This window comes from Flavobacterium plurextorum (assembly GCF_024638035.1).
Lineage (GTDB): Bacteria > Bacteroidota > Bacteroidia > Flavobacteriales > Flavobacteriaceae > Flavobacterium > Flavobacterium plurextorum.
Map to the genome: position 1 here is coordinate 2,203,629 of NZ_CP100442.1, position 26,547 is coordinate 2,230,175.

Sequence of the window (26,547 nt, forward strand, 5' to 3'; positions counted from 1 at the left end):
GACAGGTTTTTAAAACCTGTCGGGTTTTGTATTTATAGCATTTTCTCATTTTATGTCATTTCGACTGAAAGGAGAAATCTGCGTGAGAAGCTCGACAAAGATTGGATTCGCGTTGCGGAGTTACTTGCGGAGATTTCTCCTTCGTCGAAATGACAAATAGTAAGTTTTTCGATTGTTAAAGAAACTTAGAACCTTAGTGCCTCAGAACCTTAGCGCCTAAAAAAAAGCTACTTACGCTCCCCAATCTGCTGGCGCCACATAGCATAATACAATCCTTTTTCAACAATCAAATCATCATGTTTGCCTTGTTCGATGATTTTACCTTGTTCCAAAACGAAAATTCTGTCAGCGTGCATTACGGTTGATAAACGATGCGCAATTAAAACGGTGATTCTATTTTTGTCTGAAATATTTCTGATTGTCGCATTAATTTCTTCTTCTGTAATTGAATCTAAAGCCGAAGTTGCTTCATCAAAAATTAATAAATTTGGGTTTCTAAGAATGGCTCTGGCGATAGATAAACGTTGTTTTTCTCCACCTGAAACTTTGATTCCGCCTTCGCCGATTGTTGTGTTTAAACCATCCTCGGCACGTTTAAGAAGTTTATCGCAGCTTGCACGTTTTAAAGCATCATATAAATCCTCGTCGGTTGCATTTGGTTTTACAAACAATAAATTTTCACGAATAGTTCCTGAGAATAACTGTGCATCTTGAGTTACAAAACCTAATTGTTTTCTTAAATCAAGTAAATCAATTTCGGTTGAATCAATATCATTATAAAGAACTCGACCTTCTGCAGGTGTATACAAACCAACCAATAATTTTACTAAAGTGGTTTTTCCTGAGCCTGACGGACCGACAAAAGCAACAGTCTGTCCTTGTTTTATTTCAAAGTTAATATTCTCAACCGCTTTGAATTTTGCCGTTCTATGTTTGAAACTTACATTCGAAAATAATAAAGATTGAATAGCTCCAACATGTTTTGGGTTTTTCGGGCGGAATTCTTTCGGAGCGCTTAATAATGTTTTGAAATTCTCCATTGAAACTTTCGTTTCATTAACCGCAATAATAAAATTTCCAAGTTCCTGTAATGGACCAAAGATGAAAAAAGTGAAAAATACCATCGTTAGTAAATCACCCACGATAATTTTATTTCCAAATAAGAAATAATACAACGTAAAAACGACGCAAGTTCTCAAAAAGTGAACTGTTGTTCCTTGAATAAAGCTCAAACTTCTGATAAAACGGATTTTTTCTAGTTCTAATTGCAGAATTTTGAATGTATTTAAATTCAAACGTTTTTCTTCCTGATAGGTTAAACCTAAACTTTTTACCAATTCGATATTTCGTAAACTCTCTGTTGTAGAACCAGCCAAAGCATTAGTTTGATTCACGATTTTTCTAGAAACAACTTTAATTTTTTTACCCAGATAAGAACTCACTAAAGCAATAATTGGAGCTGTGATTAAAAAAATGATTGAAATGCGAAAATCGATTCGAGCAACGTAAACAATTACAAATATGAATCCGATGATCGTTTGAAAAATCAATGAAATCGAAAGCGTAATCAGCTTTTCAGAATCAGTTCGAACTTTGGTTAATTTACTTAATGTTTCACCGCTTCGTTGATCCTCAAATTCGGCGTAAGGTAAATCGAGTGATTTTTTAATTCCGTCCGTATACATTTGAGCGCCGGTTCTTTGAATCACGACATTGGTAAAATAATCTTGAAAATTTTTAGTAATTCTGGAAATCATCGCGGCAGCAAGCGAAAGTCCAAGCCAAAAGGACAGCGATTTTATAAACGCCATTTCGTTTCCTTTATATTTTGCCAGTCCAACACCGCAGTCCTGCATTAATTTACCTGTAATAATAGAGTCTGATAAACTGAAACAAATGTTTATAGAAGCCATAATCAAAGCAAAAAATAAGAGCATTTTATGTTTGATTATATAAGAATATAATAATTTCATAGATGATTTTTAGAAAAGTGGAAGATGCAAAAGTAAGGAATTGTTTTAGTTTGTAGAGATGCTTTTTACTATCAAAAATGTAATTTTTTTTCTTGATGAATATTAGTTTTTATTTTTAATTTCTGTAAAACACAATTTTTAACTCTTCTATAAAAAAAGCATACAAGAAAATAGTTTCGTATTTATGAGGTGTTTTACTTTTTATTAAATTTTTACTTTTCTATGTTGTTTATAATTAATGTTTTAAAAGATTTTTTTTAAGTTGGATTTGTATTTTGTAATGTGGAATCCCGTAAGGTTTTGATTTTGTATTACAGTAGATTTGTAATAATAATTTTAACCAAATCGAAATGAAAAAAATTTTATTCTTTTTTGCTGCCTTGTCGACAGTATTAATTTCTTCGTGTTCCAGTGATGATTCATCTTTAACTCCTTCAACCGAAACTCCATCAAACATATCAGAAATTTTGATAAAAAAAATGATTATAACGAATACTACAGAAGGTGTTACTGAAGTTAATTTTACTTATGATGGGAAAAAACTGGTTAAGGAAGTTGCAAGTGGTACGGGGTATTTAAACTATACAAAAAATTACTATTATACAGGAAATTTAATTACGAAATATGAAAAAATCTATGGAAAAGATAATAGTACTGTAACTGATTTGATCTACGAGAATAATAAATTGAAAACGCTATTTGAAAAAAAAATAAATTTAAAAGCGGGTACCTTTTTTTTAACCAAAAAGACTTATATACATAATCTTGATGGAACAGTTTCTTTTGTAATAGCTTCAATCGACAAAGATACTAATGAAGAAACCTCTGTAACAAACGGCAAGTTGATCTATGTTAATGATGCTATTGTAAAAGATGAACGTTTCGATGACCCCACAGGAATTAAATTTACTGCTATTGAGTACGATACTAAAAATAATCCTTTTAAAAATGTTATAGGAGCTAATTTATTATTAGCTTACTCAGATTTTAACTGGTTGCCGCATAACAAAACGAAATCAACAGTAAAATCTATTTATAATTTTAGTTCAAGTTATTCAGCTACATATAATTATGATAAGAATGATTTTCCGGTAGTTGGAATATATGTCGATGAAACTGGAAATGCATACGGAAAAACAGAGTATTTTTATTAATAAATTTTGAACTTAACAAATAATGTAGCCAGTTGTATTTGCAACTGGCTTTTTTTGTTTGTAAAAAATATACGAAATTTACAGAAAACAATCTCATGCAGTTCAGAACCCAAATACCAATTTCAAAAGGTAATAATCCAATCGATTATAATTCGAAAGTACTTTCTGTTGGTTCTTGCTTCGCTGAAAATATGGCAGAGAAATTCGATTATTTTAAATTTCAAAATGAAACAAATCCATTTGGAATTATATTCAATCCAGTTTCAATTGAAAGAATATTTGAAAGAGTTTGCAATGAAGTTTTATTTACTGAGAAAGATGTTTTTTTTCATAATGAACGCTGGCATAGTTTCGATGTCCACTCTGATTTAAGCAATTCAGACAGGCAAGAATTACTTGAAACGCTTAACAAAACTGTTGCCGAAACGCATAAAAAAATTAAAGAAGCTACTCACATTATTATCACTTTTGGAACTTCGTGGATTTATAGAAATATTCAAAGTGATGAAGTCGTTGCTAATTGTCATAAAGTCCCTCAAAAACAATTTTCAAAGCAATTATTATCAGTTGATGTAATTCAGAAAAGTATTCAAAATACGATTAATCTAATTCAAACTTTAAATCCAAATATAAATTTCATTTTTACGATCTCTCCAGTACGCCATATAAAAGATGGTTTTGTAGAAAATCAATTAAGTAAGTCACATTTATTTACGGCCTTGCATCAAGTTTTAAAAACTGAACACTCAAAGCTGAACACTGAATACTTTCCTTCATACGAGATTATGATGGACGAACTTCGTGATTATCGTTTTTATGCGGAAGATATGCTGCATCCTAACCAAATAGCGATCGATTATATTTGGAAACTTTTCAGCGAAAATTGTATTTCGCAAGAAAGCTTTTCAGCAATGCAGGAAGTAGATGAAATTCAAAAAAGTCTACGTCATCGCAGTTTTAATCCTGAGTCAGAGCAGCATCAAAAATTCTTAGCAAAACTCCAACAGAAAATAAATCTTTTAGGAGAAAAATTACCGCATATTAAGTTCTGATTTTAATAACTGTATTGTTGTTTGATTAGTATTAGACAATAGAATTTTGCTAAATGTATTTTAAAAACTTAGCATCTTTCTGTCTTTACGGCTGAACAAAAAAAGTAAGAAAACAATTATTTACCCATAAATTTGGAATAATTGCAGGTAATTGTGTAAATTGTTAAGAATTAAAATTTACAAATTTGTAAACAGAGCAATGCAGTTTTATACTAAATGCAACTATAATCTAATTGTGTTAGCAGCGCATGAATAAGAAAACCATTCATTTTATAAAAAAAACGTTACGTGTACTATTGTGGTGCTTGGTTTCTGTAGTTATACTTTTATTGCTTCTTATAGTGTTAATTCAGGTTCCGTCCGTTCAGAATTATGTAAAAGACAAAGCAGTTACTTATCTTCAAGACAAAATTAAAACCAAAGTTTCCTTAGATCATATCTCTATTAAATTTCCAAAAGACATAGTTCTGGAAGGATTTTATTTTGAAGATCAAAAAAAAGATACACTTCTGGCAGGAAAACGTTTAGAATTGGATGTTGATCTTTTTAAAATTGCCAGCAGTGAACTAGAGATTAACTCTGTTTCATTAGAAAATGTAAAAGCCAATATTTCGCGAAATAAAAATGGTATTTTCAATTTCGATTATATCATCAAAGCTTTTGAATCTAAAGAGCCAAAGGCAGAAGATCCCGATAGTAAACCCTTCAAAATATCAGTTGTAAAAATAAATCTCGATAACGTTAATTTCAATTTTAAAGATGATTATTCGAAGAACGATGTTCGTGTAAAATTGACACATTTTGATACCAAATTCAAAGAATTTGATCTCGATAAAATGAATTTTGATATTCCGAATATTGATCTTGACGGATTAAAATTAGTTTTGAATCAGGATGTTGTAGAAAAAATTGCCGAAGCTTCAGTAAAAACTGCAGATACAATTTCGCAGCGAACGGATTTCAATTTAAAACTAGGTAAAATCAGTTTGTCAAAAATTGATATTGCTTATGATAACAAAGATTCAAAATTAGATTCAGGAATAAAACTCGGCAGTTTAAAATTATCATTCAATGAAATTAATTTAAACAAACAGCTCGTAGATCTAAATGCTTTCGAACTTAAAGATTTAAGCGGAAATCTGAGATTAGGAATAAAAGACAAACAAATTCAAACTCCAAATTTAGATACAACAGCAATCAAGCAAGCTGGCTGGAAAGCGAAGCTAAATAAAATCGACATAGAAAATGTTGCTTTTAAATTTGATGATATGCAGTCAAAACCAACTTCAAAAGGTTTAGATTACAGTCATCTAGATTTAAGTAAAATGAATTTTCAGGCTGAGAAATTGTATTACGCTAATGACACAATTTCGGGAAATATAAAAGTGCTGACTGTAAACGAAAAAAGCGGCTTAAATATTCAGGCTTTAAAAACAGATTTCTTTTACGGACCCAAAAATGCTTTTTTGGATAACTTGTATTTAAAGACGCCTCAAACTCTTGTAAAAGATAAAATAAAGGTAGAATATAAATCGCTTGCGGCCTTGCAAAAAGACATTTCAAATCTTGTGATTGATGCTAGTTTAAAAGAATCGAAAATAGGTTTTAAAGACATTTTATTGTTTGTTCCGGATTTACAAAAAACAAATCCTTTTAAAAGTAATCCAAATGCAGTTTTATATGTAAACAGCCGCGTGAGTGGAAAGGTAAAAGACTTAAGTATTCCGAAATTTGAAATGAGTGGAATTGGAACCACAAAAGTTTCTCTTTCGGGAAAAATTACGGGACTTCCTGACGCGCAAAAAGCGTATTATGATTTAGACATTAAAAAATTGTCGAGCACTTCAAAAGATATTAATTCGTTTGTGCCTGCGGGAACAATTCCAAAAAACATTCAATTGCCGTCTCAGCTTAATCTAAGCGGAAAGTTTAAGGGTTCGGCTCAGAATTTTAAAACCAATCTGACTTTAAACAGCAGTTTTGGAAATGCAAAAGTGGATGCTTTATTTGATCAACGCATTAAAAAAAGAGAGAAATACGATGCGACTGTTTATTTGCTTGATTTTGATTTAGGAAGATTGATCAAAAATGACTCAATCGGAAAAATTACGCTTAAAGCGAAAGTAAAAGGAAACGGCCTAGATCCAAAAACGGCAAATGCAGCAATTGACGGATTGGTAAAGAAAGCGGTTTTTAATCGTTATACTTATAAAGATTTAGCATTAAAAGGAAATATTGCAAATGGCTCTTTTGCCGTAAAATCAGGAATGCAAGATCCTAATTTGAATTTTAATCTAACAGCAAGCGGTGATACGAAAGATAAATATCCAACAGTAAAACTTAAATTAAACCTTGATATTGCCGATTTAGAAAAACTGAATCTGCATGCTGGCCCAATGAAACTGCGCGGAAATGTCGACGCAGATATCGCAAATAGCAATCCAGATTTTTTGAACGGAAAAGTGTTTCTTTCAAATATTCAGATTTTACAGGATACTGAACCAATTGTTTTAGATTCAGTTCGTTTAATTGCTTTTTCAGATAATACTAGAAATAATATTAAAATATCTTCTCAGTTTTTAAAAGCAGAAGTAGATGGGAAATACAAATTGACAACTTTGACAGCAGCCATTAAAAAATCATTGTCAAAATATATCGATTTAAAAAATCCGAAAGTAAACGGAGAATCTGATGAACAAAGATTGGCTTTTACCTTGACCGTAAATAATGATCCAATTTTGTTTAAACTGATTCCAAAACTTACCAGTTTAGAACCCATTAAAATCTTTGGAAAATATAATAACGTAAGCGATTCTTTAGAAGTAAAAGGAACAATTCCAAGAATTGTATATGCTGAAAATACAATTGCTGACGGAAAAATTAATATCGAAGCTAAAGAAACTGCTTTAGAATATTCAGTTTCAATTGCAACAATTGAAAGCGGTTCGCTAAAAATTCCATTCACCAGTTTGTCTGGAAAAGTTGAAAATAATATACTGAATTATGCACTTGAAGTTAAAGATGCAAAAGAGAAACAGCAGTATTTTATTGCAGGAGAATTTAAGGCAGAAGATTCAAAAAACATATTTAAAATAGATGCTGAAAATTTCATTTTAAATTATGACAAATGGAATATTGATTCTGAGAATGCGATTGAATTTGGAGGCAAGCGTTTGTGTGTTAATAGATTCTATTTGGATAATAACGGAAATGAATTAAAAGTTCAATCTCAGGGAATACAAGATAATGCGCCGCTTCAAGTTGATTTTGTGAACTTCAAAATTGAAACCATTATGAATATGGTTAAAAAAGACGAGCTGCTGATGCAAGGTTTGATTAACGGTTCTGCTTTAGTTGAAAATATAATGACGAACCCAATTTTTACTTCAAATTTAAAAATTGATGATTTTACTTTTAAAGGTGAAAAAGTTGGAGATTTAGAAGTAAAAGTAGACAACAAAGCGGCAAATCTTTTGGCAGCAAATGTGACTTTGAGTGATGAAGGGAATGATGTTAATTTGAATGGGACATACACAATTGATGCTGGAAATTTTGATTTTGACGTTGCCATAAATAAACTGAATATTAAAAGTATTCAAGGCTTTAGTATGGGAAACATTACTGAGGGAACAGGATACTTATCGGGTAATTTTAAAATTATAGGAAACACAGCAGCTCCAAAAATAAACGGAGAACTTAATTTTAATGATGCCGGTTTTAGAGTAACGCAGTTAAACTCTTATTTTAAAACAGGGAATGAAACAATTGCTTTTAATAACGAAACCATTTTATTTGATAAATTCTCTCTTTCTGATGAGAATGAAAATGAATTAGAGTTAAATGGAACTATAAAATCGACAGATTTTAGAAATTATAATTTTGATTTAGCGGTTACTGCAGACGATTTTAGAGCAATACATTCTAAGGAAGTTGATAACGATTTATTCTATGGAGATTTATTTTTAGACACCAAACTTACTATCAAAGGAAATCTTGAAAGTCCTGTGGTTGGCGGAACAATCAAAATTAATAAAGAAACTAAGTTTACGGTTGTAATGCCGCAGTCAGATCCTTCGATCGCAGATCGTGAAGGAATAGTTGAGTTTGTTGATGAAGATAATATGTATTTAAAACAAACTGTCGATTTGCAAAATAAACTGGATCAATCGCAAGTAAAAGGGATGGATGTAAATGTTGCGATTTCAATTGATAAAGAAGCAGAACTAACTTTGTTGATTGATAAAGCTAATGGGGATTATTTAAAATTAAAAGGCGAGGCAGAATTAGTTGGTGGAATTGACCAGTCAGGAAAAACAACTTTGACAGGGAAATATGAATTTTCGGATGGTGCTTATGAAATGAATTTTAACGGAATTAAAAGGAAATTCGATATTCAAAAAGGAAGTTACATCACTTGGAATGGTGAGCCTACAATGGCAAATTTAAATATTACAGCAATTTATAAAGTAAATGCTGCACCGATTGATTTGTTAGGAAGTCAGCTGAAAAGTGAGACGCAGGCAATGCAAAATACTTATAAACAAAAACTTCCTTTTCAGACGTTGTTGAAAATGAATGGAGAATTAATGAAACCGGATATTTCTTTTGGAATTAATCTGCCAGACGGTAATTACGATGTTTCTTCTGATGTTGTAACGAAAACAAAAGCAAAACTGAAGCAGTTAGAACAAGATCCTGCGGAATTAAATAAACAGGTTTTTGCACTTTTATTATTGAATCGATTTGTGGGCGAAAATCCGTTTGCAAGCGAGAGCGGAGGCACAAGTGCAGAATCTTTGGCAAGACAAAGTGTGAGTAAAATTCTTTCGCAGCAATTAAATAATCTGGCAGGTGAATTAATTACAGGATTTGAAATTAATTTTGATTTAGAATCATCAGAAGATTACACTTCTGGAACGATGCAAAATCGAACTGACTTGAATGTTGCGGTTTCTAAAAAACTGCTTGATGATCGTTTAAAAGTAACTGTTGGAAGCAGTTTTGGAGTTGAAGGCGCAGAACGTGCCAATGAAGAAAGCACCAATATTGCCGGTGATGTTGCCTTGGATTATCAAATTACAAAAGACGGCCGATATATGGTTCGTGCTTATAGAAAAAATCAATACCAAGTTGCAGTAGAAGGTCAGGTTGTAGAAACAGGAGTTGCTTTTATTATTACGATGAGTTACAATAAGTTTAGAGAACTTTTTCATCGTTCAGAGCAAGAAAAGCAAATGATTAAGGAAGAGAAAATTCGTAAAGAAAAAAGAAAACAGAAAGAGAAAGAAGAGCAAGAGCTAAAAGAAAATCAAATAAAAGGTAATGAGCAAAAAACATAATCATATAGAAAATCGATATGTAAAGTATTTTGTACTGTTTTGCCTTTTTTTTGTTTTAGGCTGCAGTAATACAAAATATCTGCCAGATGGCGATTTACTTTATACAGGAGCATCTGTGACGGTGAAAGATTCGATCATGAAAAAGAAAGATAGAAAAGCACTTGAAACAGAATTAGAAGGTTTATTGCGTCCAAAACCTAACAAACAGATTTTTGGGCTGCGTCCTAAATTATTGATTTATAATCTTGCCGGTGAACCTAAGAAACAAAAAGGAACTAGATATTGGCTGCGAAATAAAGTAGGCGAGGCACCCGTACTTTTTAGCAAAGTCGATTTAGATTACAATGCTGCAGTTTTACGAAATTTTACTGAAAATCGAGGTTATTTTAAAACGCAGGTAAGTGCAGATTCTACCGTTAGAAGTAAACGTGTTACAGCAGAATATACCGTTATACCCAAAAAACAGTATATAATTAAAAGTGTAACTTTTCCTGATGATTCTCTGGCAATGTCCAAAATTATTGGAAGATCAAGCCGAAGAAGTTTGCTGAAAGTAGGAAAGCCATACGATTTAGACGTTATAAAAGCAGAACGTGAACGTATTGATGCCAGACTAAAAGAGAAAGGTTATTTTTATTTTAATCCTGATTATCTTTTAGCTAGAGTTGACAGCAGTAAAGGCGATCACGAGGTAAAAATCAAAATAATAATAAAGCCTGATACGCCGCCTAAAGCATTAACCTCATATAAAATTAATAACATATTTGTTTACCCAAATTATTCTTTGACAAACGACAGCGCAGTTTACAGAAAAAAGAATATCACACAATACAAGGATTTTACAATTATTGACACGACAGAGACTTTTAAACCAAGGGTTTTTGACAGAACAATATATTTTAAAAAAGGAGATTTGTATAATCGGAAAGATCATAATCTTACTTTGAATCGCTTTGTGAATCTGGGAACTTTTAGTTTTGTAAAAAATGAATTCAAACCTTCAGACAGCATAAAAAATGCTTTAGATTCTTATTACTATTTAACGCTTCTGCCTAAAAAGTTTATACGAGTTGAAGTTTTAGGAAAAACAAATTCAGCTAGTTATACGGGAACAGAAATTAACTTGAATTGGAATAACCGAAATTTACTTAAAGGAGCGGAACTGCTGACGGCTTCTATTTTTGGCGGAGCCGATTTTCAGCTTGGCGGCGTAAATAAAGGTAAAAATATTTATAAGCTTGGAGCCGAAACAAGTTTAACTTGGCCAAGATTTGTAACTCCTTTTAATATTGAAGGAAGCAGTGAATTTGTGCCAAGAACGAAAGCTACAGTGCGATATGAATATCAAAAAAGAACGCAGTTATACGCTCTGAATTCTTTTAATACATCATTTGGTTATTTATGGAAAGAAAATATTCGTAAAGAGCATCAATTGAATGTTATAGACATAACTTATGTAAGTCCAAATCATGTTACACCAGAATATTTAGAAGATATTGAAGAAGATGCAGCATTGGGAAAAGTAATTGAGAAGCAGTTAATTTTTGGTCCAACTTACAGTTATACGTATACTAATACGATGCAGAAACGTCGAAAAAATACGATATATTTTAATGGCGAAATAGATTTAGCTGGAAATCTTACAGGTTTAGTTACAGGAGCTAATATCAAGAAAAATGACACAATAAAAATACTCGACGTTCCATTTAGTCAGTATGTAAAAATTAGATCAGATTTTAGACATTATTTAAAACTAGGAAAAGAAAGTGAATTGGCAAGCAGACTTATAGTAGGTGCGGGGTTTGCTTATGGAAATTCGAATACACTTCCTGCTTCAAAGCAATTTGTAGTTGGAGGAACAAATAGTATTCGTGCCTTTAGAGCAAGAACTTTAGGGCCGGGAAGTTATGTGATTCCGCCAACAATAAACGATAATTATACACCAGATCAATCTGCAGATGTAAAGTTGGAATTTAATACAGAATACAGGGCAAAGCTTTTTAGTATTGTGAGAGGCGCTGTGTTTGTTGATGCCGGAAACATCTGGCTTTTAAATGCGGACCCGAATAAACCTGGAGCAGAAATTTCAAAAGATTTTATGAAACAAATTGCAATAGGCGCCGGAGCGGGATTGCGCTTTGATTTATCGTTCCTGATTTTAAGAACAGATTTAGCTTTTCCGCTTCGAAATCCTGCATTGCCAGACGGACAACGCTGGGTTATCGATGATATTAATTTTGGAAGCAGTACATGGCGAAAAGATAATCTGATTTTGAACATCGCTATTGGTTATCCATTTTAAAGGATTTTTGTTTCGCTTTTTTAGCTGTGAATTTCACGAATTTTCGCTAATTCTATACTTTGTATTTATCGCCTAATTTTAAAAAGAGAGCTCCAAAAAAATCCTGTAATTAGTGAGATTCATTGCGAAAAAAACTAAAAAAAGAAGTAAATTCGTCTAAACATTTTATCAGAATGCAAAACTTAGTAAAAAGAATTATTGGCGTTGGGGTTATTATTTTGGTCATCGTTTTGGCCTTTAAATATTGTGAGTTCAAAAAAGATGACGATTCTACAATCGATTATAATACCAATTTAATTCAAGAGAAAATACTTAATGTAGGGAAGTTGGTTGTTACCGAAGGGCATTTCTCTGAAGTAATCACTTATAAAAACCAGCAGAAGTATTTGATGGATATGATTTCATTTGAGAAAAAAGCACTTATTGTGGTAAATGCAAATGTTACTGTTGCTTATGATTTGCATAAAATGAAATACGACATTGACGAAAAAAATAAAACCATTACGATTTTAAATATTCCAAAAGAAGAGATTACTATAAATCCTGATATTCAGTTTTACGATGTTGAACAAAGCAAGCTGAATCCGTTTACGGGTGATGATTATAATAAAATCAATAAATCGGTAAAAGCGAATCTAGCCAAGAAAATCGAAAAATCTTCATTGAAAAGCAATGCACAAAACCGTTTAATAAGCGAGTTGTCTAAAATTTTAATCTTAACCAATTCAATGGGTTGGAAATTGCAATATAATGGCAAAACGATTGAATCTGATGCAGATTTAAGCGAGGATTTGAAATTGTAGTTTTTGAGGTTCAAAGAGGCAAAGAATCAAAGGAACAGAGGTTTTTTGCCTGTCCCGACAGCTATCGGGAAAAAGGATTAAAATGATTTTTTGAATTGCCTCCAGCTTTAGCAGGAGGCAATTCAATATAATTCTATGCTTGCAATTTGATGAAGAAAAACTTTGTGCCTTAAAGCTTAAACAGTTTCTTTATCAAAAATCAAATCCAATCCTCCAGAAATTAAATGTGCAATTTCAGGACGTTTTACTTTCAATTGATCCAAATAAACCAATACTTCTTGCAAAAGCTGTTTTTCGTCAGAATCTTTTAGGAGTTCTGTAATTTCAACAGACAGCAGCCAATCATTTGAATGATTGTTTTTTAGATTTTCAAAAACAGATTTCAGCTCCGTTTTAGAACCCTTATTTTTTCTAATATCTCTTACATTAGCATATAAACCTTCTAAATCATTACGCTCTTCAGAATGTTTTGCTTTAATAGTTTTTGTTGTCGGTACTATATTGATTAAGTCAAAACTATTTACATCGGCTGGACCAGAGAATGCAGAAACGACTTTTTTACCAATTGCCATATCGTAATTTCCCCAATCTGGCTGAAACAAAATAGTTTCACCATGTGTTACCGTACAATTTCTAAAACTGATCAGAATAATTTCTCCGTGTAAGTTTCTTGAACCTGTAATAATTTCACCTTCAACAATAATATTACCTTCAAATTCCAGTTTTACCGTTTCATTTTCAACAATGCTGTACGCCTGTAAATCTTTCGGACTCATATCTTCAATGGCAAGATTAAAGCCTTTTAGCTTTCCAATCGGACTTCCAAAACCGTGTGGATGTGTTAAAGTTCCGTGACCGACTAATTCTTTTTCTCGGTATGCCAAAGCTGTTTTTCCAGTTGTTTGTATGTAAACCGGTTTTCCTTCATCTTCAAGAACATTGGTAAAAACTCCTGAAATTTGTAAACCTGTACTCAATTCAATTGTGCCCAAAGCATTTGATTGAATCAGTTTTTTAATTCCTGAAATCCCTCCAGTGCGCAATGCCATTTTATTAGCAAACTCTTCTAGGATTAAGCTTAAATAGGAAAAAGTAGGTGTTACATAAAGCTGCGGTTGTAACTGCGTAATATCAAAATTTTGATTTGCAGCCGAAATATCATAAGGGATTTTCTTTACATTATCTGTCATGCACCAAGCACTTTCTCCAATTGATGAAAGTAATCCGGCACCGTAAATTTTTGGGTTTTCTACAGTTCCAATCAAACCGTATTCAACCGTCCACCAATGCAGGTTTCGAATTTGTGCCATTTCAGACAATTCGCCCATGTCGTTTTGTAAATCGGCAACAGCTTTTTCAGCCTCGTCAATTTTTTCCTGCGGCGTATCTTCGGCTTCTTTCAAAATAGAAAGTAAACGAATCGCTTCATACATTTGGTAATCCTTATGGGAAGAAATCGCTTTACATCCAATTTCACCAAAACGTCTTAAATATTCTGCATATTCTGGATTCGCAATAATAGGAGCGTGACCTGCACCTTCATGAATAATGTCTGGAGCAGGAGTATATTCAATATGTTCTAGTTGTCGAATATCCGATGCAATAACCAAAACATTATATGCCTGAAATTCCATAAATGCATTTGGCGGAATAAATCCATCAACAGCAACAGCAGCCCAGCCAATTTCAGTAAGAATACGGTTCATGCCATACATACTTGGGATAGAATCTATTTCTATTCCTGTTTTGCGTAAACCTTCTAAATACGAATGATGTGCTACTTTTGAAAGATAATCTACATTTTTGCGCATAACATATCGCCAAACCGCCTGATTAATTGGTGTATAATCACTATAATCTTGAGGTTTAATAAATTGCTTTAAATGTTTTGGCAATCTCTCTAAAAGCGGATTGGTTTCTATAGATGCATTCATTTCGAAAACGTTGTAGATTAGAATGTAAAATTACGAATTTAGGTCGCTAATTTTTGCTATTCATTACAATTTTTTTGTTCGAAATTAAGTTTTATTGCGTTTTTGTAGATTTTAAAGGAAGCAGGCAAATCGAGGATATGTTGTAATTAGGACTTAAAATCAATCGCGTTTAGGCAATAAAATGGTATTTCAACTGAACTAATGGATTGTTTTTTTAAGATTTGTTAAGTGCAGTTTTTAATTCATTTTCAACATTTCTAAAGTGTTCAATTTTATGATTGAACATATAGGCCATGTTCGTTGCACGCATTTTAGCTTCTTCGGTGATTTCTCCAGCAAACTGCGCATCGATTGTAGTATTGAAAATTTGAATCCAGCGATCAAAATGAGTTCTGTCTACAGGTAATTGTTTGTGAGGCGGAAATGGTGTGCCTGAGTAAGCACGGACATCAAATAATATGGTCTGCCAAAAACCGTACATTTTTTGTAAATGCGGTTCCCAGCGATCCTGCAGTTTATCATTGAAAATAGGACCAATAAGATCGTCTTTTCTAACATTATCATAAAAGCTGTTAACCATTTGTTTTATGTCTTCTATGTTTGAAATGTCTTTAAGCGTTTCCATGTTTTTCTAAATAAAATTGATTTGCAAAAATACGTTATAACTTCTTCTTTATTTGATGATATTTATCAGGCAGGAAATAATTACCCAATCAGCTGTGTAAACAAATCCTGATTGTCGTTTAAATATTGAAATTCAAATCCATATTGCGTCATTTTCATTTTAATCGCCATAATATCTTTTTTGTTTTTTAATTCTAAACCAACGACAACAGATCCTACTTCTCGGCTGTTTTTCTTAGCAAATTGAAAATAAGTAATATCATCATCTGGACCTAAAATGTTATTTACAAACTCCTTTAAAGCTCCTGGGCGCTGCGGAAATTGAATCATGAAATAATGCATTAAACCTTCATAAAGCAGCGAACGCTCTTTTATTTCTGCTGTTCTTTCAATGTCATTATTGCTTCCGCTGACAACGCAAACCACGGTTTTTCCTTTTATTTTATCTTTATAAAAATCCAGCGCAGCAATTGTTAATGCACCTGCAGGTTCTACAACCATTGCTTCTTCATTGTACAAACGTAAAATGGTGGTGCATACTTTTCCTTCTGGAACCAGAATAATATCTTCAAGATTATAACGGCAGATTTCAAAAGTTTTATCGCCAACTTGTTTTACAGCGGCACCATCAACAAATTTATCTATTGTTTTTAAGGCCGTATTTTTATTTTCCTCAATAGAAGTTTTCATCGAAGGAGCTCCTTTTGGCTCCACACCAATGATTTTGGTATTTGGACTTAAATGTTTAAAAACTTCAGACAATCCAGAAGCCAGTCCGCCGCCGCCAATTGGTACAAAAACATAATCTATTGGTTCTTTATAGTTTTCGAGAATTTCTAAACCTACAGTTCCCTGCCCGGCAATTACTTTTTCGTCATCAAAAGGATGGATAAATGTTTTGTGATTTTTTATCGCATCTGCTGTTGCCGAAGCATAAGCATCATCAAAAGCATCTCCTGTTAAAACAATTTCTACAAACGATTTTCCGAACAACTGCACTTGTTTTACTTTTTGCTTTGGAGTGGTTTTTGGCATATAAATTTTGCCTTTTATTTGCAGCAGATTACAAGAATAAGCTACACCTTGAGCATGATTTCCCGCACTGGCACAAACAATTCCGTTTACTTTTTCTTTTTCAGTTAATGAAGAAATCTTATTGTAAGCACCTCTAATTTTATAAGAACGTACGATTTGTAAATCTTCTCTTTTTAGTAAAATAGTCGATTTAAATTCGTCTGAAAGATTTAAATTTTGGGTAAGAGGTGTTGCAACAACTACATTTTCAAGCTGCTTTTTTGCATTAAGGATTTCGTTGAATAAGCTCATTATGTTTTGTTTTGCTTTTTTGCCACAGATTAAAATGAATAACATGATTTTTAATCTGTGGCAAATAAATTATTTTCTAAAATAAAAAACCTCCCGATGTGGGAGGTTCTTATAAATTATATTTTACATACTTATATAACACCTCGCCATTATTGCTGAATTGCAATAATGCTGATAATAGCGATAATAATGTTGTTAAAGTTTGTCATTTTTTGTACTAATTGAATAGCAAAAGTAAATAATTATTTTTTTACAGGAGGATATTGAGCTAAAATTTTGCCTACAAATTCTGCAATTCGCTCATCTTTTTTATCGATGTTTCTAGTTAAAACACCAATTCCTTCACCTTGCCAGATCATTTCTTTCTTTTTTGCATCAATTAAGTCGATGTATAAAGTTCCTTCAGTTGAAGTAGAAACGGTAGTTTGGTTTCCGCCGTACATCATATAAGGATTCCATCCCCATCCCCAGCCATAACCCCATCCGGCGCTAAATTGATTTACATCAACCTGCTCTCTAGATTTGGTAAAAATATTTACCAATAAGTCTGGATTATCACTTTTTGTAAATCCTTTTGCTTGCATTTGTTCATCGATTGCGCGAAGAATACGTCTTTTATCCAAATCAGAAATTTCGACTTTATCAATTCCAGGTTTAAAGAAAGCATACGTTTTATAAGGCGCAAAATCGACATTTTTGTCGTAATCAGAATATACAGTAACACTGCTGCATGAACTTAAGATCAATAGCAGAAAAATCGGAACTAATTTGAATGTTTTCATAGTTATAAAAAATTTAATGTTCTCTTTTGAATTTGTCAGGTTGAGCATCCCGAAACTTCGGGACGCTCAGGATGACATTTATTTAGACAATAACTCTCTTTTTAATTAAAGCAGACTTTCGTCAACAATATTAGGTAAAGTTACTTTCAATAATGGTTCGGTTTGCATAGCTCTTTTTATGGCAAAAATTGCTTCATCATTTCGAGCCCAGCTTCGTCTTGAAATTCCGTTATTAACATCCCAAAAAAGCATTGATGCTAAACGTTTTGAAGCCTCTTTAGAACCATCAAGAACCATACCAAAACCGCCGTTTATGACCTCTCCCCAGCCAACTCCGCCGCCATTATGAATAGATACCCAAGTTGCTCCTCTAAAGCTGTCGCCGATCACATTATGAATCGCCATGTCAGCCGTGAAACGTGATCCGTCATAAATATTTGACGTTTCTCTATAAGGAGAATCTGTTCCAGAAACGTCGTGATGATCGCGTCCTAAAACAACAGCACCAATTTCACCTTTTGCAATCGCTTGATTAAAAGCTTCGGCGATTTTAATTCTTCCTTCAGCATCAGCGTAAAGAATTCGAGCCTGAGAGCCTACTACAAGTTTATTTTCCTGTGCGCCTTTTATCCATTTGATGTTATCTTGCATTTGCTGCTGAATTTCACTTGGAGAAGTTTTTGCTAATTCTTCTAAAACCTGACTTGCAATTGCATCTGTTTTTTGTAAATCTTCTGGTTTTCCAGAGGTGCAAACCCATCTAAAAGGACCAAATCCATAATCAAAACACATTGGTCCCATAATATCCTGAACGTAGCTTGGATATTTAAAATCGATATTGTTTTCGGCCATTACATCTGCGCCTGCGCGGGAAGCTTCTAATAAAAAAGCATTTCCATAGTCAAAAAAGTAAGTTCCTTTTGCCGTATGTTTATTAATCGCAGCAGCATGACGGCGTAATGTTTCCTGAACTTTCTCTTTGAATAAATCCGGATTTTCGGCCATCATTTTGTTTGCTTCTTCAAAAGAAATTCCAACTGGATAATAACCTCCAGCCCAAGGATTATGAAGTGAAGTTTGATCTGAACCTAAATCAATTTTGATGTTTTCCTGATCAAAACGTTCCCAAACGTCAACCACATTTCCTAGATAAGCAATCGAAACAGTTTCTTTATTGGCTTTCGCCAAAGCTACTCTCGCAACTAATTCATCTGTAGAAGTTACAACTTCATTAATCCAACCTTGTTCGTGGCGAATTTTAGTAATTTTTGGATTTACTTCGGCACAAACTGTAATACAGCCAGCAATATTTCCTGCTTTTGGCTGTGCACCAGACATTCCGCCAAGACCAGAAGTTACAAATAGATTTCCTTCTGGATTTTGTTTTATTTTTCTAAAACCGTTTAAAACCGTAATCGTAGTCCCATGTACAATTCCCTGCGGTCCAATGTACATATAACTTCCTGCAGTCATTTGTCCGTATTGCGAAACGCCTAAAGCATTCATTTTTTCCCAATCGTCAGGTTTAGAATAATTTGGAATAACCATTCCGTTTGTAACCACAACTCTTGGTGCTTCTTTATGCGAAGGAAATAATCCCATCGGGTGCCCTGAATACATTGTTAAAGTCTGCTCGTCTGTCATTTCAGACAAATATTGCATCGTCAATAAATACTGTGCCCAGTTTTGAAAAACAGCGCCATTTCCTCCATACGTAATTAATTCGTGCGGATGCTGAGCAACGGCATAATCCAAATTGTTCTGAATCATGTGCATAATCGCTTTTGCCTGCAGTGATTTTCCTGGATATTCGTCAATTGGTCTTGCATACATTCTGTACTCAGGACGAAGACGATACATATAAATACGACCATATTTTTCTAATTCTTCTGAAAATTCAGGAATTAGTTCAGCATGATGTTTTGGTTCAAAATAACGTAATGCATTTTTTAAAGCCAGTTTTTTTTCTTCTGCCGAAAGAATTTCTTTTCTCTTTGGAGCGTGATTAATAGCTGGATCATATGTTGCCTTTGGTGGTAATATCGAAGGAATTCCTTGTTGTATTTGTTCTTTGAAAGTCATTTTTTTAAGATTCTAAGGTGCTGAGATTCTAAGCTACTAAGATATTGTGGTTAGATTAACAACAGATTAATTTTTTGTTTTTTAAATTATGCCGCCCCGCTGGGGCTTATATGTGACTGTCGATTTTGTTTCTATAAATATACCGCTCCTCTCGGAGCTTTGTGAAATGAAAAATTTACCAAATCCAAAAGCCTTGGAAAGGCGTAATATTTATAGAAAACAATGCGGTCAGTTGTTAAAAGCTCCATAGGAGCGAAATACCTGTCAATGTAAATTCGATCTGAAATAATTATCTCATTCTCAAATTGACTCATCGGTACATTAACAGATTTTCTAATTAGAAAAACTAGGGATAACGGATATCCGACCTATGATAAGACTTGTGGATTTTAATCCTAAATTTTCGTGATTGGATATCCATTAATAATTTTAGATTTTAGATTGTTGAATTATCTAATTGACATATTTTTTAATTAACTAATTTGCTTTTTTTCTGATTTCTCCAGTTCGTTTATCAAAACCGTACGGACAGTGACGGCAGCCGCTTTTGCAGCAATAACCACGTTTTAAATGATGTTTTTCAGTAAAGCATTTATAACCTTCGGGTGTATAGTAAAAATCTTCACCTTCGATTAATTTATTTTCATTACTTTGCTCTTTCATAAATCTGCTTCGCGTTCAATTTTAATAAACATAAAAATCAAAAATAGGAATATTTGATTATGATTTTAATGAAAATGAACAATTTTATAGCTACAAATTTATAAATTTTATAGCCAATGTTTCTGATTGTTAGCAAATATTTAATTCCAAAAGGATATCGCGGAATGGCTGTATTTCCATTTGTTTTGATGAAATATGATTTTGATAAAGCAAACGGCGTTTTTGTTAATCATGAAAAAATTCATTTAAGACAGCAGTTAGAACTTTTAATAATTCCGTTTTTTATTTGGTATGTTTTCGAATTTCTATTTCGTTTAATTCAGTATAAAAACAAAGATCTGGCGTATCGAAATATTAGTTTTGAAAGAGAAGCTTACAGTAATGAAAAGAACTTAAATTATTTAAAAAACAGATCTTTTTTTCGGTTTTTAAATTATATCAAATTAAAATGAATCCAGTTTTCAATCAACCTATTAATATTAGTTTTCCAGATGATATCTCTTTGACTATAAAGCGAGAAGATTTAATTCATCCCTTTGTTTCAGGAAATAAATTTAGGAAGTTAAAATACAATTTACTTCAGGCGAAAGCCGAGAACCAAAGCGTTTTGTTGACTTTTGGCGGAGCATTTTCTAACCATATTGCTGCGGTGGCATATGCAGGAAAAGAGCAGGGTTTTAAAACTATTGGAATTATTCGAGGCGATGAGCTTGGGGATAAAATCGAAGACAATCCAACCTTGAAATTTGCTCAGGAAAACGGAATGCAGTTTACGTTTGTTTCGCGAGAAGATTATCGACTTAAGAGCGAAAATGCTTTTATTGAGAAGTTAAAAAACAAGTTTGGCAATTTTTATTTAGTCCCTGAAGGCGGTACAAATGAGCTGGCGGTAAAAGGCTGTGAAGAGATTTTAATTGATGAGGATAGGGCTTTTAATTATGTTTGCTGCGCAGTTGGAACTGGCGGAACTATTTCGGGATTAATAAATAGTGCCTTGCCAAATCAGAAAATTTTAGGGTTTCCGGCATTAAAAGGTGACTTTTTAAAAGATGAAATTCGTATTTTTGCCAAACAAGATAACTGGAATTTGATTTCTGACTATCATTTTGGAGGTTATGGCAAGATAAATTTAGAATTAATAGAATTTATTAATGCATTTTTTGAAGAAACAAAAGTGCCATTAGATCCAATTTATACTGGAAAAATGGTTTTTGGCGTTATAGATTTAATAAGCAAAAAATATTTTCCTGCACATTCAAGAATTTTACTTATTCACACAGGTGGATTACAGGGAGTTGATGGAATGAATATGAAGTTGATGCAGAAAAAATTACCAATACTTAAAACGAATGATTAAAAAAATTGTACTGTTATTTACGATATTGGTTTTGGCAAGCTGTTCTTCTAGTAAACCAGTTATTGCCACAACAAAGAAAGCGGCGGCGGTTCAGAAACCGCGAGTAGCGACGACTAAAAAAACTACTCCTGCTAAACCGATAGGTAAAAATTATCCTTCTACAAATAATACAACTGAGGTTATTCATTCTACTTCGAAAACAGTTGTAACCAATGATTTAATTAATAATTATGTTTTGCAGTATAAAGATATTGCAGTTGGAAACATGAAAACATACGGAATTCCGGCTAGTATAATTTTAGCGCAGGGAATTTTAGAATCAGGCGCGGGAAGAGGCGATTTGGCACTGGAAGCCAATAATCATTTCGGAATTAAATGTCATAAAGATTGGCTGGGCGAAAGTGTTCGTCACGACGATGATTCAGCTCAGGAATGTTTTAGAAAATATCCAGAAGCAGCAGAATCTTATAGAGATCATGCTTTGTTTTTGGTTGGAAAAAAGAGATATGAGACGTTATTTACTTATGAAAAAGACGATTATAAATCTTGGGCAAAAGGCTTGAGAGCCGCGGGTTATGCAACAGATCCAAATTATCCAGATAAGCTGATTAGTTATATCGAGCGTTATAATCTGCATCAGTATGATTGTTTGGTTACAGGAAAAAATTATACGCCAATAAACAAAACCGCTCCAACAAGAAGTTCAACTTCTGTGGCAGTTTCAACTGCAAAGACAACTTCGAACTCAAATGATCCAAATTCGTACGAAGTTCAAAAAGGGGATACTTTGTATTCGATTTCAAAAAAATTCAACTTATTGGTTGATGATTTAAAGCAAAAAAATAATTTAACAGATAACGCAATTTCGATAGGACAAAGGTTGAAAGTGAAATAATTATCAATTGATAATTGACAATTAACAATGAAAAGGAAAATTAGTATTGGAATTTTTATTTTCGCCGCTGTTTTGACTATTAGACTTTTTTGCGGAGTTTATGAACATGATGAGTTTGCAGAAACAAATTTCTTTATAAAATATCGACCGACTTGGAAATGGAGGTTTTATTCACCAAGGGGAATGTCAGATTTGAAAATGAAAAATCTTTCGAAAGAAGAACAATTAGAACAAAAATATTTCAATGAGTTTGTATTAGATCAAGGTTTAAGTCGATAAATCTAAAATCTAAACTCTAAAATCAAAAATAAGAATGTTATATAAAAGAAGTAGTCAGCTTTTTGCTGAAGCAGAAAAAGTAATTCCCGGAGGAGTAAATTCGCCAGTAAGAGCGTTTAAAGCAGTTGGAGGAACTCCAATTTTTGTAAAAAGTGCCAAAGGTGCTTATTTGTATGATGAAGACGGAAACAAATTAATAGATTATATTAACTCTTGGGGTCCAATGGTTTTGGGTCACGCTTATCAGCCTGTTGTTGATGCAGTGATCGAAAAGGCAAAATTGGGAACTTCATTTGGAATGCCGACTGAGTTGGAAACAGAAATTGCAGCTTTGGCTGTTTCTATGGTTCCGAATATTGATAAAATTAGATTTGTAAATTCAGGTACAGAAGCTTGTATGAGCGCAATTCGTTTGGCTCGTGGATTTACGAAAAGAGATAAAATCATCAAATTTGCTGGTTGTTATCACGGACACTCTGATTCGTTTTTGATTCAGGCTGGAAGTGGAGCGGTGACTTTTGGTTCGCCAAACAGTCCAGGCGTTACAGAAGGTACTGCAAAAGACACTTTATTGGCAAAATACAATGACTTAGAGAATGTAAAAACTTTAATCGAGGCTAATAAAGGAGAAATTGCGGCAATTATTATTGAAGCAGTTGCAGGAAATATGGGCTGTATTCCGCCTTCAAAAGGTTTCTTGGAAGGTTTAAGAGAATTGTGTACAGCAAACGGAATTTTACTAATTTTTGATGAGGTTATGACGGGTTTCCGTTTGGCTCGCGGCGGTGTTCAGGAATTATACAATATCAATGCTGATATCGTAACTTTCGGAAAAGTAATTGGGGGTGGATTACCAGTTGGTGCTTTTGCTGCACGCGAAGAAATCATGAATTATTTAGCGCCTCTTGGACCAGTTTATCAAGCGGGAACACTATCTGGAAATCCATTAGCAATGGCAGCTGGATATACAATGTTGAAAGCTTTAGATAATGATCGTGAAATTTTTACTCGTTTAGAAGAAAAAACTGCTTATTTAGAAGCTGGAATAGACAGGGTTTTAAAAGCAAATAATGTTGTTTTTACGATCAATAGAGTGGGTTCGATGATTTCGGTTCATTTTGATGCAAATCCTGTTGTAGATTTTCAAACTGCAGCAAAAGGAGATAACGAAACGTTTAAAAAATTCTTTCATGGTTTATTGCAGGAAGGCATTTATATCGCGCCGTCTGCTTATGAAACATGGTTTATAACAGATGCTTTGACGTATGAAGATTTAGATTTTACAATTAATGCGATCGATAAAGTTTCGAAAACATTTTAATTTACAGCATTTATTTAATGAAAAGGTTTGGCTTTTTGAAAAAGTCAAACCTTTTTTTATTGCCTTAAACTTTAATTTATATTTAGTTAATAAAAAGTTAATGAAGGCTAAATTACTTGTATAATTGCAATCAAAAATTATTTTTGTTTAACAAATAACCATTAAAACCTATAATAAATGAAGAAATTTTTCATTTTTACTGCGCTGGCAGTTTTTATGTTATTTCCTGAAAGTCAATTTGCTCAATCGACAAAAAAGAAATCCAAAAAAGAAGAAAGTGCTGGAGCTCCAGCAGAAAAAAAATCTGAATCTTCTATCAAAGAGTACAGTAAAGTAATTACTAAAGATGCTGTTTCTGACGAAGGTCTTTTTACAGTTCATAAAGTAGATAAAAAGTATTACTTCGAAATTCCTAATAAATATCTAAACAAAGATATGCTTCTTGTAAGCAGGTTGTCTAAACTGCCTTCTAACCTTGGAGGAGGATATGTAAATGCAGGTTCTGAAACAAATGAACAATTGGTTGTTTGGCAGCGTTTTCAAGATAAAATTTTAATCAAATCAAAATCATATAATGCTGTTGCAAATGATACTCTGCCAATAAGTATTTCGGTTAAATCGAATAATTATGATCCTACATTATTTGCTTTTGATATTGTTGCTTTTAGTAAAGATTCTGCAAATACAGTGATCGATGTTACTAAATTTTACAGTACAGATGTAAAAGCAATCAGTGGAATTTCTGGTCAAATGAGAGAAACGTATAAAGTAAAAGGACTTGATGATTCAAGAAGTTTTATCAATACGATTAAAAGTTTTCCTATGAATATTGAAGTAATTCAGGATATGACTTATAATGCATCAAAACCTTCAATGCTGGAAGAAACAGAGTCAATTAGTATTCAGATGAATCAATCGATGGTTTTACTTCCAGAAGTGCCAATGAAACCTAGATTAGCAGATCCACGTGTAGGATGGTTTACAATAAGCCAGTACGATTATGGAAGCAATGAATTGAAATCGGATCTTAAAACTTATATCAGACGATGGAGATTAGAGCCAAAAGATGCTGAAGCTTATGCAAGAGGAGAATTGGTTGAGCCAATAAAGCCAATTGTATATTATTTAGATCCGGCTACGCCAGAAAAACTTAGAAAATATATCAAGCAAGGAATTGAAGAATGGCAAAAGCCTTTTGAAACTGCTGGTTTTAAAAATGCTATTATCGCCAAAGATGCGCCGACAAAAGAAGAAGATCCTGATTTTAGTCCAGAGGATGTTCGTTATTCTGTAATACGATATGTTGCCAGTACAACAAGAAATGCTGTTGGACCTAGTGTTTCTGACCCTAGAACGGGAGAAATTATAGAAAGTGATGTTATCTGGTATCACAATCATTTACGTTCATACAGGAACCGTTATTTATTAGAAACTGGAGCTGCAAATCCATCAGCTAGAACATTACAGACTAGTGATGAAGAAATGGGGGAAATGATGCGAATGGTAATTGCTCACGAGGTTGGTCACGCATTAGGTTTTCCTCATAATATGGGAGCAAGCTGTGCTTATGATACAGAAAGTTACAGAAATGGTGATTTTACACAGCAAAACGGAATTGCAGCAAGTATCATGGATTATGCGAGATACAACTATATTGCACAGCCTGGAGATAAAAATGTTCGTTTTATTCGTAAAATGGGTGCTTATGACCATTACGCTTTAAATTGGGGTTACAGAGTAATTCCAAATTCGAAATCTCCTCAAGACGAAACTCCGACTTTAGACAAATGGATTTTGGATAAAGCAGGAAATCCAATTTACAAATATGGTAAACAAAGCAGTACTTTCGATCCTTCTTCACAAACAGAAGATATTGGAAATAACTCTATGAAAGCAAGCACATACGGGCTTAAAAATCTTGAATTTGTTGCTAATCATTTAAATGAATGGACAAGTAATGTTACAAACAATTATGAAGATTTAGATGAATTGTATAAGGAATTATTGGATGTTTGGGGCCGTTATGTAGGTCACGTTGTAACTAATGTTGGCGGAGTATATGAAAACCTAAAAAATCCAAATCAGGCAGGAAATGTATATGAAGTTGTACCGAAAGCAAAGCAAATCGAAGCAATGAATTGGTTACAAGTAAATGCTTTTGCTTCTCCTACTTGGATTGTAAACTTAAATACGTTAAAGAATACTGATTATGCTGGTTATACTGAAAGATTTAGAAATTTACAAGTTAGACATTTAAATAACTTATTAAGTTTAGGACGTATAGGCAGATTAATGGATAATGAAATTTTGGGCGCTGATACTTATAAAGCTTTGGATTTCTTTAAAGATATGAGAAAAGGAATTTGGAAAGAGGCTGGCAGTGCCGCAAATGTTACCATTTACCGTAGAAACCTGCAGCGCGCTTACATTGACAGAATGGGAACTTTGATGACGGAAGAGATGAAACCAGCAGACAGATCGGCTGGATATTACAATGTTTCTCAGTCTGATCTTAGAGCTTTAGTACGCGGAGAATTAAATACATTAAAAAAATCGCTTACGGCTGCAAAAGCATTAGGAACAAATGTAGAAACAAAATATCACTATGAAGATTGTATTAAACGAATTGATTTAATTCTAAACCCTAAGGTGTAGATTTAT

18 protein-coding genes are annotated in these 26,547 nt (G+C 33.1%); 11 read left to right on the forward strand and 7 right to left on the reverse strand.

Annotation, left to right across the window (positions count from 1 at the left end; all coding sequences use genetic code 11):
- Positions 1-227 precede the first annotated feature (227 nt).
- Positions 228-1,973 (reverse strand): ABC transporter ATP-binding protein, encoded by a 1,746-nt coding sequence (locus NLG42_RS09800; RefSeq protein WP_089059233.1) that lies wholly within the window; start codon positions 1,971-1,973, stop codon positions 228-230.
- Positions 1,974-2,323: 350 nt separating this feature from the next.
- Between NLG42_RS09800 and NLG42_RS09805 the strand changes: the two genes are divergently transcribed.
- The 5 genes from NLG42_RS09805 (at position 2,324) to NLG42_RS09825 (ending at position 12,623) form a co-directional block, all read left to right on the forward strand.
- On the forward strand, positions 2,324-3,127 hold the full coding sequence (locus NLG42_RS09805) for a hypothetical protein (protein WP_123922207.1): 804 nt from the start codon (positions 2,324-2,326) through the stop codon (positions 3,125-3,127).
- 95 nt (positions 3,128-3,222) lie between these two features.
- Entirely contained in the window at positions 3,223-4,179 is a 957-nt protein-coding gene (locus tag NLG42_RS09810) for a GSCFA domain-containing protein (RefSeq protein WP_089059299.1), read from the forward strand.
- Between the two features lie 248 nt (positions 4,180-4,427).
- On the forward strand, positions 4,428-9,518 hold the full coding sequence (locus NLG42_RS09815) for a translocation/assembly module TamB domain-containing protein (protein WP_257683637.1): 5,091 nt from the start codon (positions 4,428-4,430) through the stop codon (positions 9,516-9,518).
- Positions 9,502-11,820 carry a translocation and assembly module lipoprotein TamL gene (gene tamL, locus NLG42_RS09820; RefSeq protein WP_257683638.1) on the forward strand — a complete coding sequence of 773 codons (2,319 nt, stop codon included), beginning with the start codon at positions 9,502-9,504 and terminating at the stop codon, positions 11,818-11,820. The genes NLG42_RS09815 and tamL overlap by 17 nt, the downstream gene beginning before the upstream one ends.
- A gap of 173 nt (positions 11,821-11,993) precedes the next feature.
- Positions 11,994-12,623 (forward strand): DUF4230 domain-containing protein, encoded by a 630-nt coding sequence (locus tag NLG42_RS09825; RefSeq protein ID WP_089053885.1) that lies wholly within the window; start codon positions 11,994-11,996, stop codon positions 12,621-12,623.
- Between the two features lie 176 nt (positions 12,624-12,799).
- Here NLG42_RS09825 and NLG42_RS09830 read toward each other — a convergent pair whose 3' ends face one another.
- From NLG42_RS09830 to NLG42_RS09855, 6 genes are all read right to left on the reverse strand, one after another.
- Positions 12,800-14,557 (reverse strand): aromatic amino acid hydroxylase, encoded by a 1,758-nt coding sequence (locus tag NLG42_RS09830; protein ID WP_099720125.1) that lies wholly within the window; start codon positions 14,555-14,557, stop codon positions 12,800-12,802.
- A 214-nt stretch (positions 14,558-14,771) separates the two neighbouring features.
- Entirely contained in the window at positions 14,772-15,182 is a 411-nt protein-coding gene (locus tag NLG42_RS09835) for a group III truncated hemoglobin (protein WP_089059239.1), read from the reverse strand.
- An 80-nt stretch (positions 15,183-15,262) separates the two neighbouring features.
- A complete protein-coding gene (gene ilvA, locus NLG42_RS09840; protein ID WP_257683639.1) occupies positions 15,263-16,507 on the reverse strand; it encodes a threonine ammonia-lyase IlvA in 1,245 nt (414 codons plus the stop codon).
- A gap of 242 nt (positions 16,508-16,749) precedes the next feature.
- Positions 16,750-17,289, reverse strand: a complete 540-nt coding sequence (locus NLG42_RS09845) for a DUF4136 domain-containing protein (RefSeq protein WP_089059240.1) — start codon at positions 17,287-17,289, stop codon at positions 16,750-16,752.
- A gap of 105 nt (positions 17,290-17,394) precedes the next feature.
- The gene (locus NLG42_RS09850) at positions 17,395-19,371 is read right to left on the reverse strand and encodes a urocanate hydratase (RefSeq protein WP_089059241.1); all 1,977 of its coding nucleotides are present in this window, start codon (positions 19,369-19,371) and stop codon (positions 17,395-17,397) included.
- Positions 19,372-19,848: 477 nt separating this feature from the next.
- Positions 19,849-20,034 (reverse strand): DUF5522 domain-containing protein, encoded by a 186-nt coding sequence (locus NLG42_RS09855; protein WP_073418076.1) that lies wholly within the window; start codon positions 20,032-20,034, stop codon positions 19,849-19,851.
- Between the two features lie 116 nt (positions 20,035-20,150).
- Here NLG42_RS09855 and NLG42_RS09860 point away from each other — a divergent pair, with 116 nt between their 5' ends.
- The 6 genes from NLG42_RS09860 (at position 20,151) to NLG42_RS09885 (ending at position 26,541) form a co-directional block, all read left to right on the forward strand.
- Positions 20,151-20,486, forward strand: a complete 336-nt coding sequence (locus tag NLG42_RS09860; RefSeq protein ID WP_089059242.1) for a hypothetical protein — start codon at positions 20,151-20,153, stop codon at positions 20,484-20,486.
- A complete protein-coding gene (locus tag NLG42_RS09865) occupies positions 20,483-21,391 on the forward strand; it encodes a 1-aminocyclopropane-1-carboxylate deaminase/D-cysteine desulfhydrase (RefSeq protein WP_257683640.1) in 909 nt (302 codons plus the stop codon). Before NLG42_RS09860 ends, NLG42_RS09865 begins: the two co-directional genes overlap by 4 nt.
- A complete protein-coding gene (locus NLG42_RS09870; RefSeq protein ID WP_099720123.1) occupies positions 21,384-22,286 on the forward strand; it encodes a glucosaminidase domain-containing protein in 903 nt (300 codons plus the stop codon). Before NLG42_RS09865 ends, NLG42_RS09870 begins: the two co-directional genes overlap by 8 nt.
- A gap of 27 nt (positions 22,287-22,313) precedes the next feature.
- On the forward strand, positions 22,314-22,565 hold the full coding sequence (locus NLG42_RS09875) for a hypothetical protein (RefSeq protein WP_257683641.1): 252 nt from the start codon (positions 22,314-22,316) through the stop codon (positions 22,563-22,565).
- Between the two features lie 34 nt (positions 22,566-22,599).
- Entirely contained in the window at positions 22,600-23,886 is a 1,287-nt protein-coding gene (hemL, locus tag NLG42_RS09880) for a glutamate-1-semialdehyde 2,1-aminomutase (RefSeq protein ID WP_257683642.1), read from the forward strand.
- 177 nt (positions 23,887-24,063) lie between these two features.
- On the forward strand, positions 24,064-26,541 hold the full coding sequence (locus NLG42_RS09885) for a zinc-dependent metalloprotease (protein WP_257683643.1): 2,478 nt from the start codon (positions 24,064-24,066) through the stop codon (positions 26,539-26,541).
- Positions 26,542-26,547 lie beyond the last annotated feature (6 nt).

Coding starts and splice junctions, on each gene's coding strand:
- hemL (WP_257683642.1), top strand. CDS start 22,600: ATGTTATATAAAAGAAGTAGTCAGCTTTTTGCTGAAGCAGAAAAAGTA.
- NLG42_RS09885 (WP_257683643.1), top strand. CDS start 24,064: ATGAAGAAATTTTTCATTTTTACTGCGCTGGCAGTTTTTATGTTATTT.
- NLG42_RS09810 (WP_089059299.1), top strand. CDS start 3,223: ATGCAGTTCAGAACCCAAATACCAATTTCAAAAGGTAATAATCCAATC.
- NLG42_RS09825 (WP_089053885.1), top strand. CDS start 11,994: ATGCAAAACTTAGTAAAAAGAATTATTGGCGTTGGGGTTATTATTTTG.
- NLG42_RS09850 (WP_089059241.1), bottom strand. CDS start 19,371: ATGACTTTCAAAGAACAAATACAACAAGGAATTCCTTCGATATTACCA.
- NLG42_RS09870 (WP_099720123.1), top strand. CDS start 21,384: ATGATTAAAAAAATTGTACTGTTATTTACGATATTGGTTTTGGCAAGC.
- NLG42_RS09845 (WP_089059240.1), bottom strand. CDS start 17,289: ATGAAAACATTCAAATTAGTTCCGATTTTTCTGCTATTGATCTTAAGT.
- NLG42_RS09860 (WP_089059242.1), top strand. CDS start 20,151: ATGTTTCTGATTGTTAGCAAATATTTAATTCCAAAAGGATATCGCGGA.
- NLG42_RS09830 (WP_099720125.1), bottom strand. CDS start 14,557: ATGAATGCATCTATAGAAACCAATCCGCTTTTAGAGAGATTGCCAAAA.
- NLG42_RS09800 (WP_089059233.1), bottom strand. CDS start 1,973: ATGAAATTATTATATTCTTATATAATCAAACATAAAATGCTCTTATTT.
- ilvA (WP_257683639.1), bottom strand. CDS start 16,507: ATGAGCTTATTCAACGAAATCCTTAATGCAAAAAAGCAGCTTGAAAAT.
- NLG42_RS09875 (WP_257683641.1), top strand. CDS start 22,314: ATGAAAAGGAAAATTAGTATTGGAATTTTTATTTTCGCCGCTGTTTTG.
- NLG42_RS09865 (WP_257683640.1), top strand. CDS start 20,483: ATGAATCCAGTTTTCAATCAACCTATTAATATTAGTTTTCCAGATGAT.
- NLG42_RS09855 (WP_073418076.1), bottom strand. CDS start 20,034: ATGAAAGAGCAAAGTAATGAAAATAAATTAATCGAAGGTGAAGATTTT.
- NLG42_RS09835 (WP_089059239.1), bottom strand. CDS start 15,182: ATGGAAACGCTTAAAGACATTTCAAACATAGAAGACATAAAACAAATG.
- NLG42_RS09815 (WP_257683637.1), top strand. CDS start 4,428: ATGAATAAGAAAACCATTCATTTTATAAAAAAAACGTTACGTGTACTA.
- NLG42_RS09805 (WP_123922207.1), top strand. CDS start 2,324: ATGAAAAAAATTTTATTCTTTTTTGCTGCCTTGTCGACAGTATTAATT.
- tamL (WP_257683638.1), top strand. CDS start 9,502: ATGAGCAAAAAACATAATCATATAGAAAATCGATATGTAAAGTATTTT.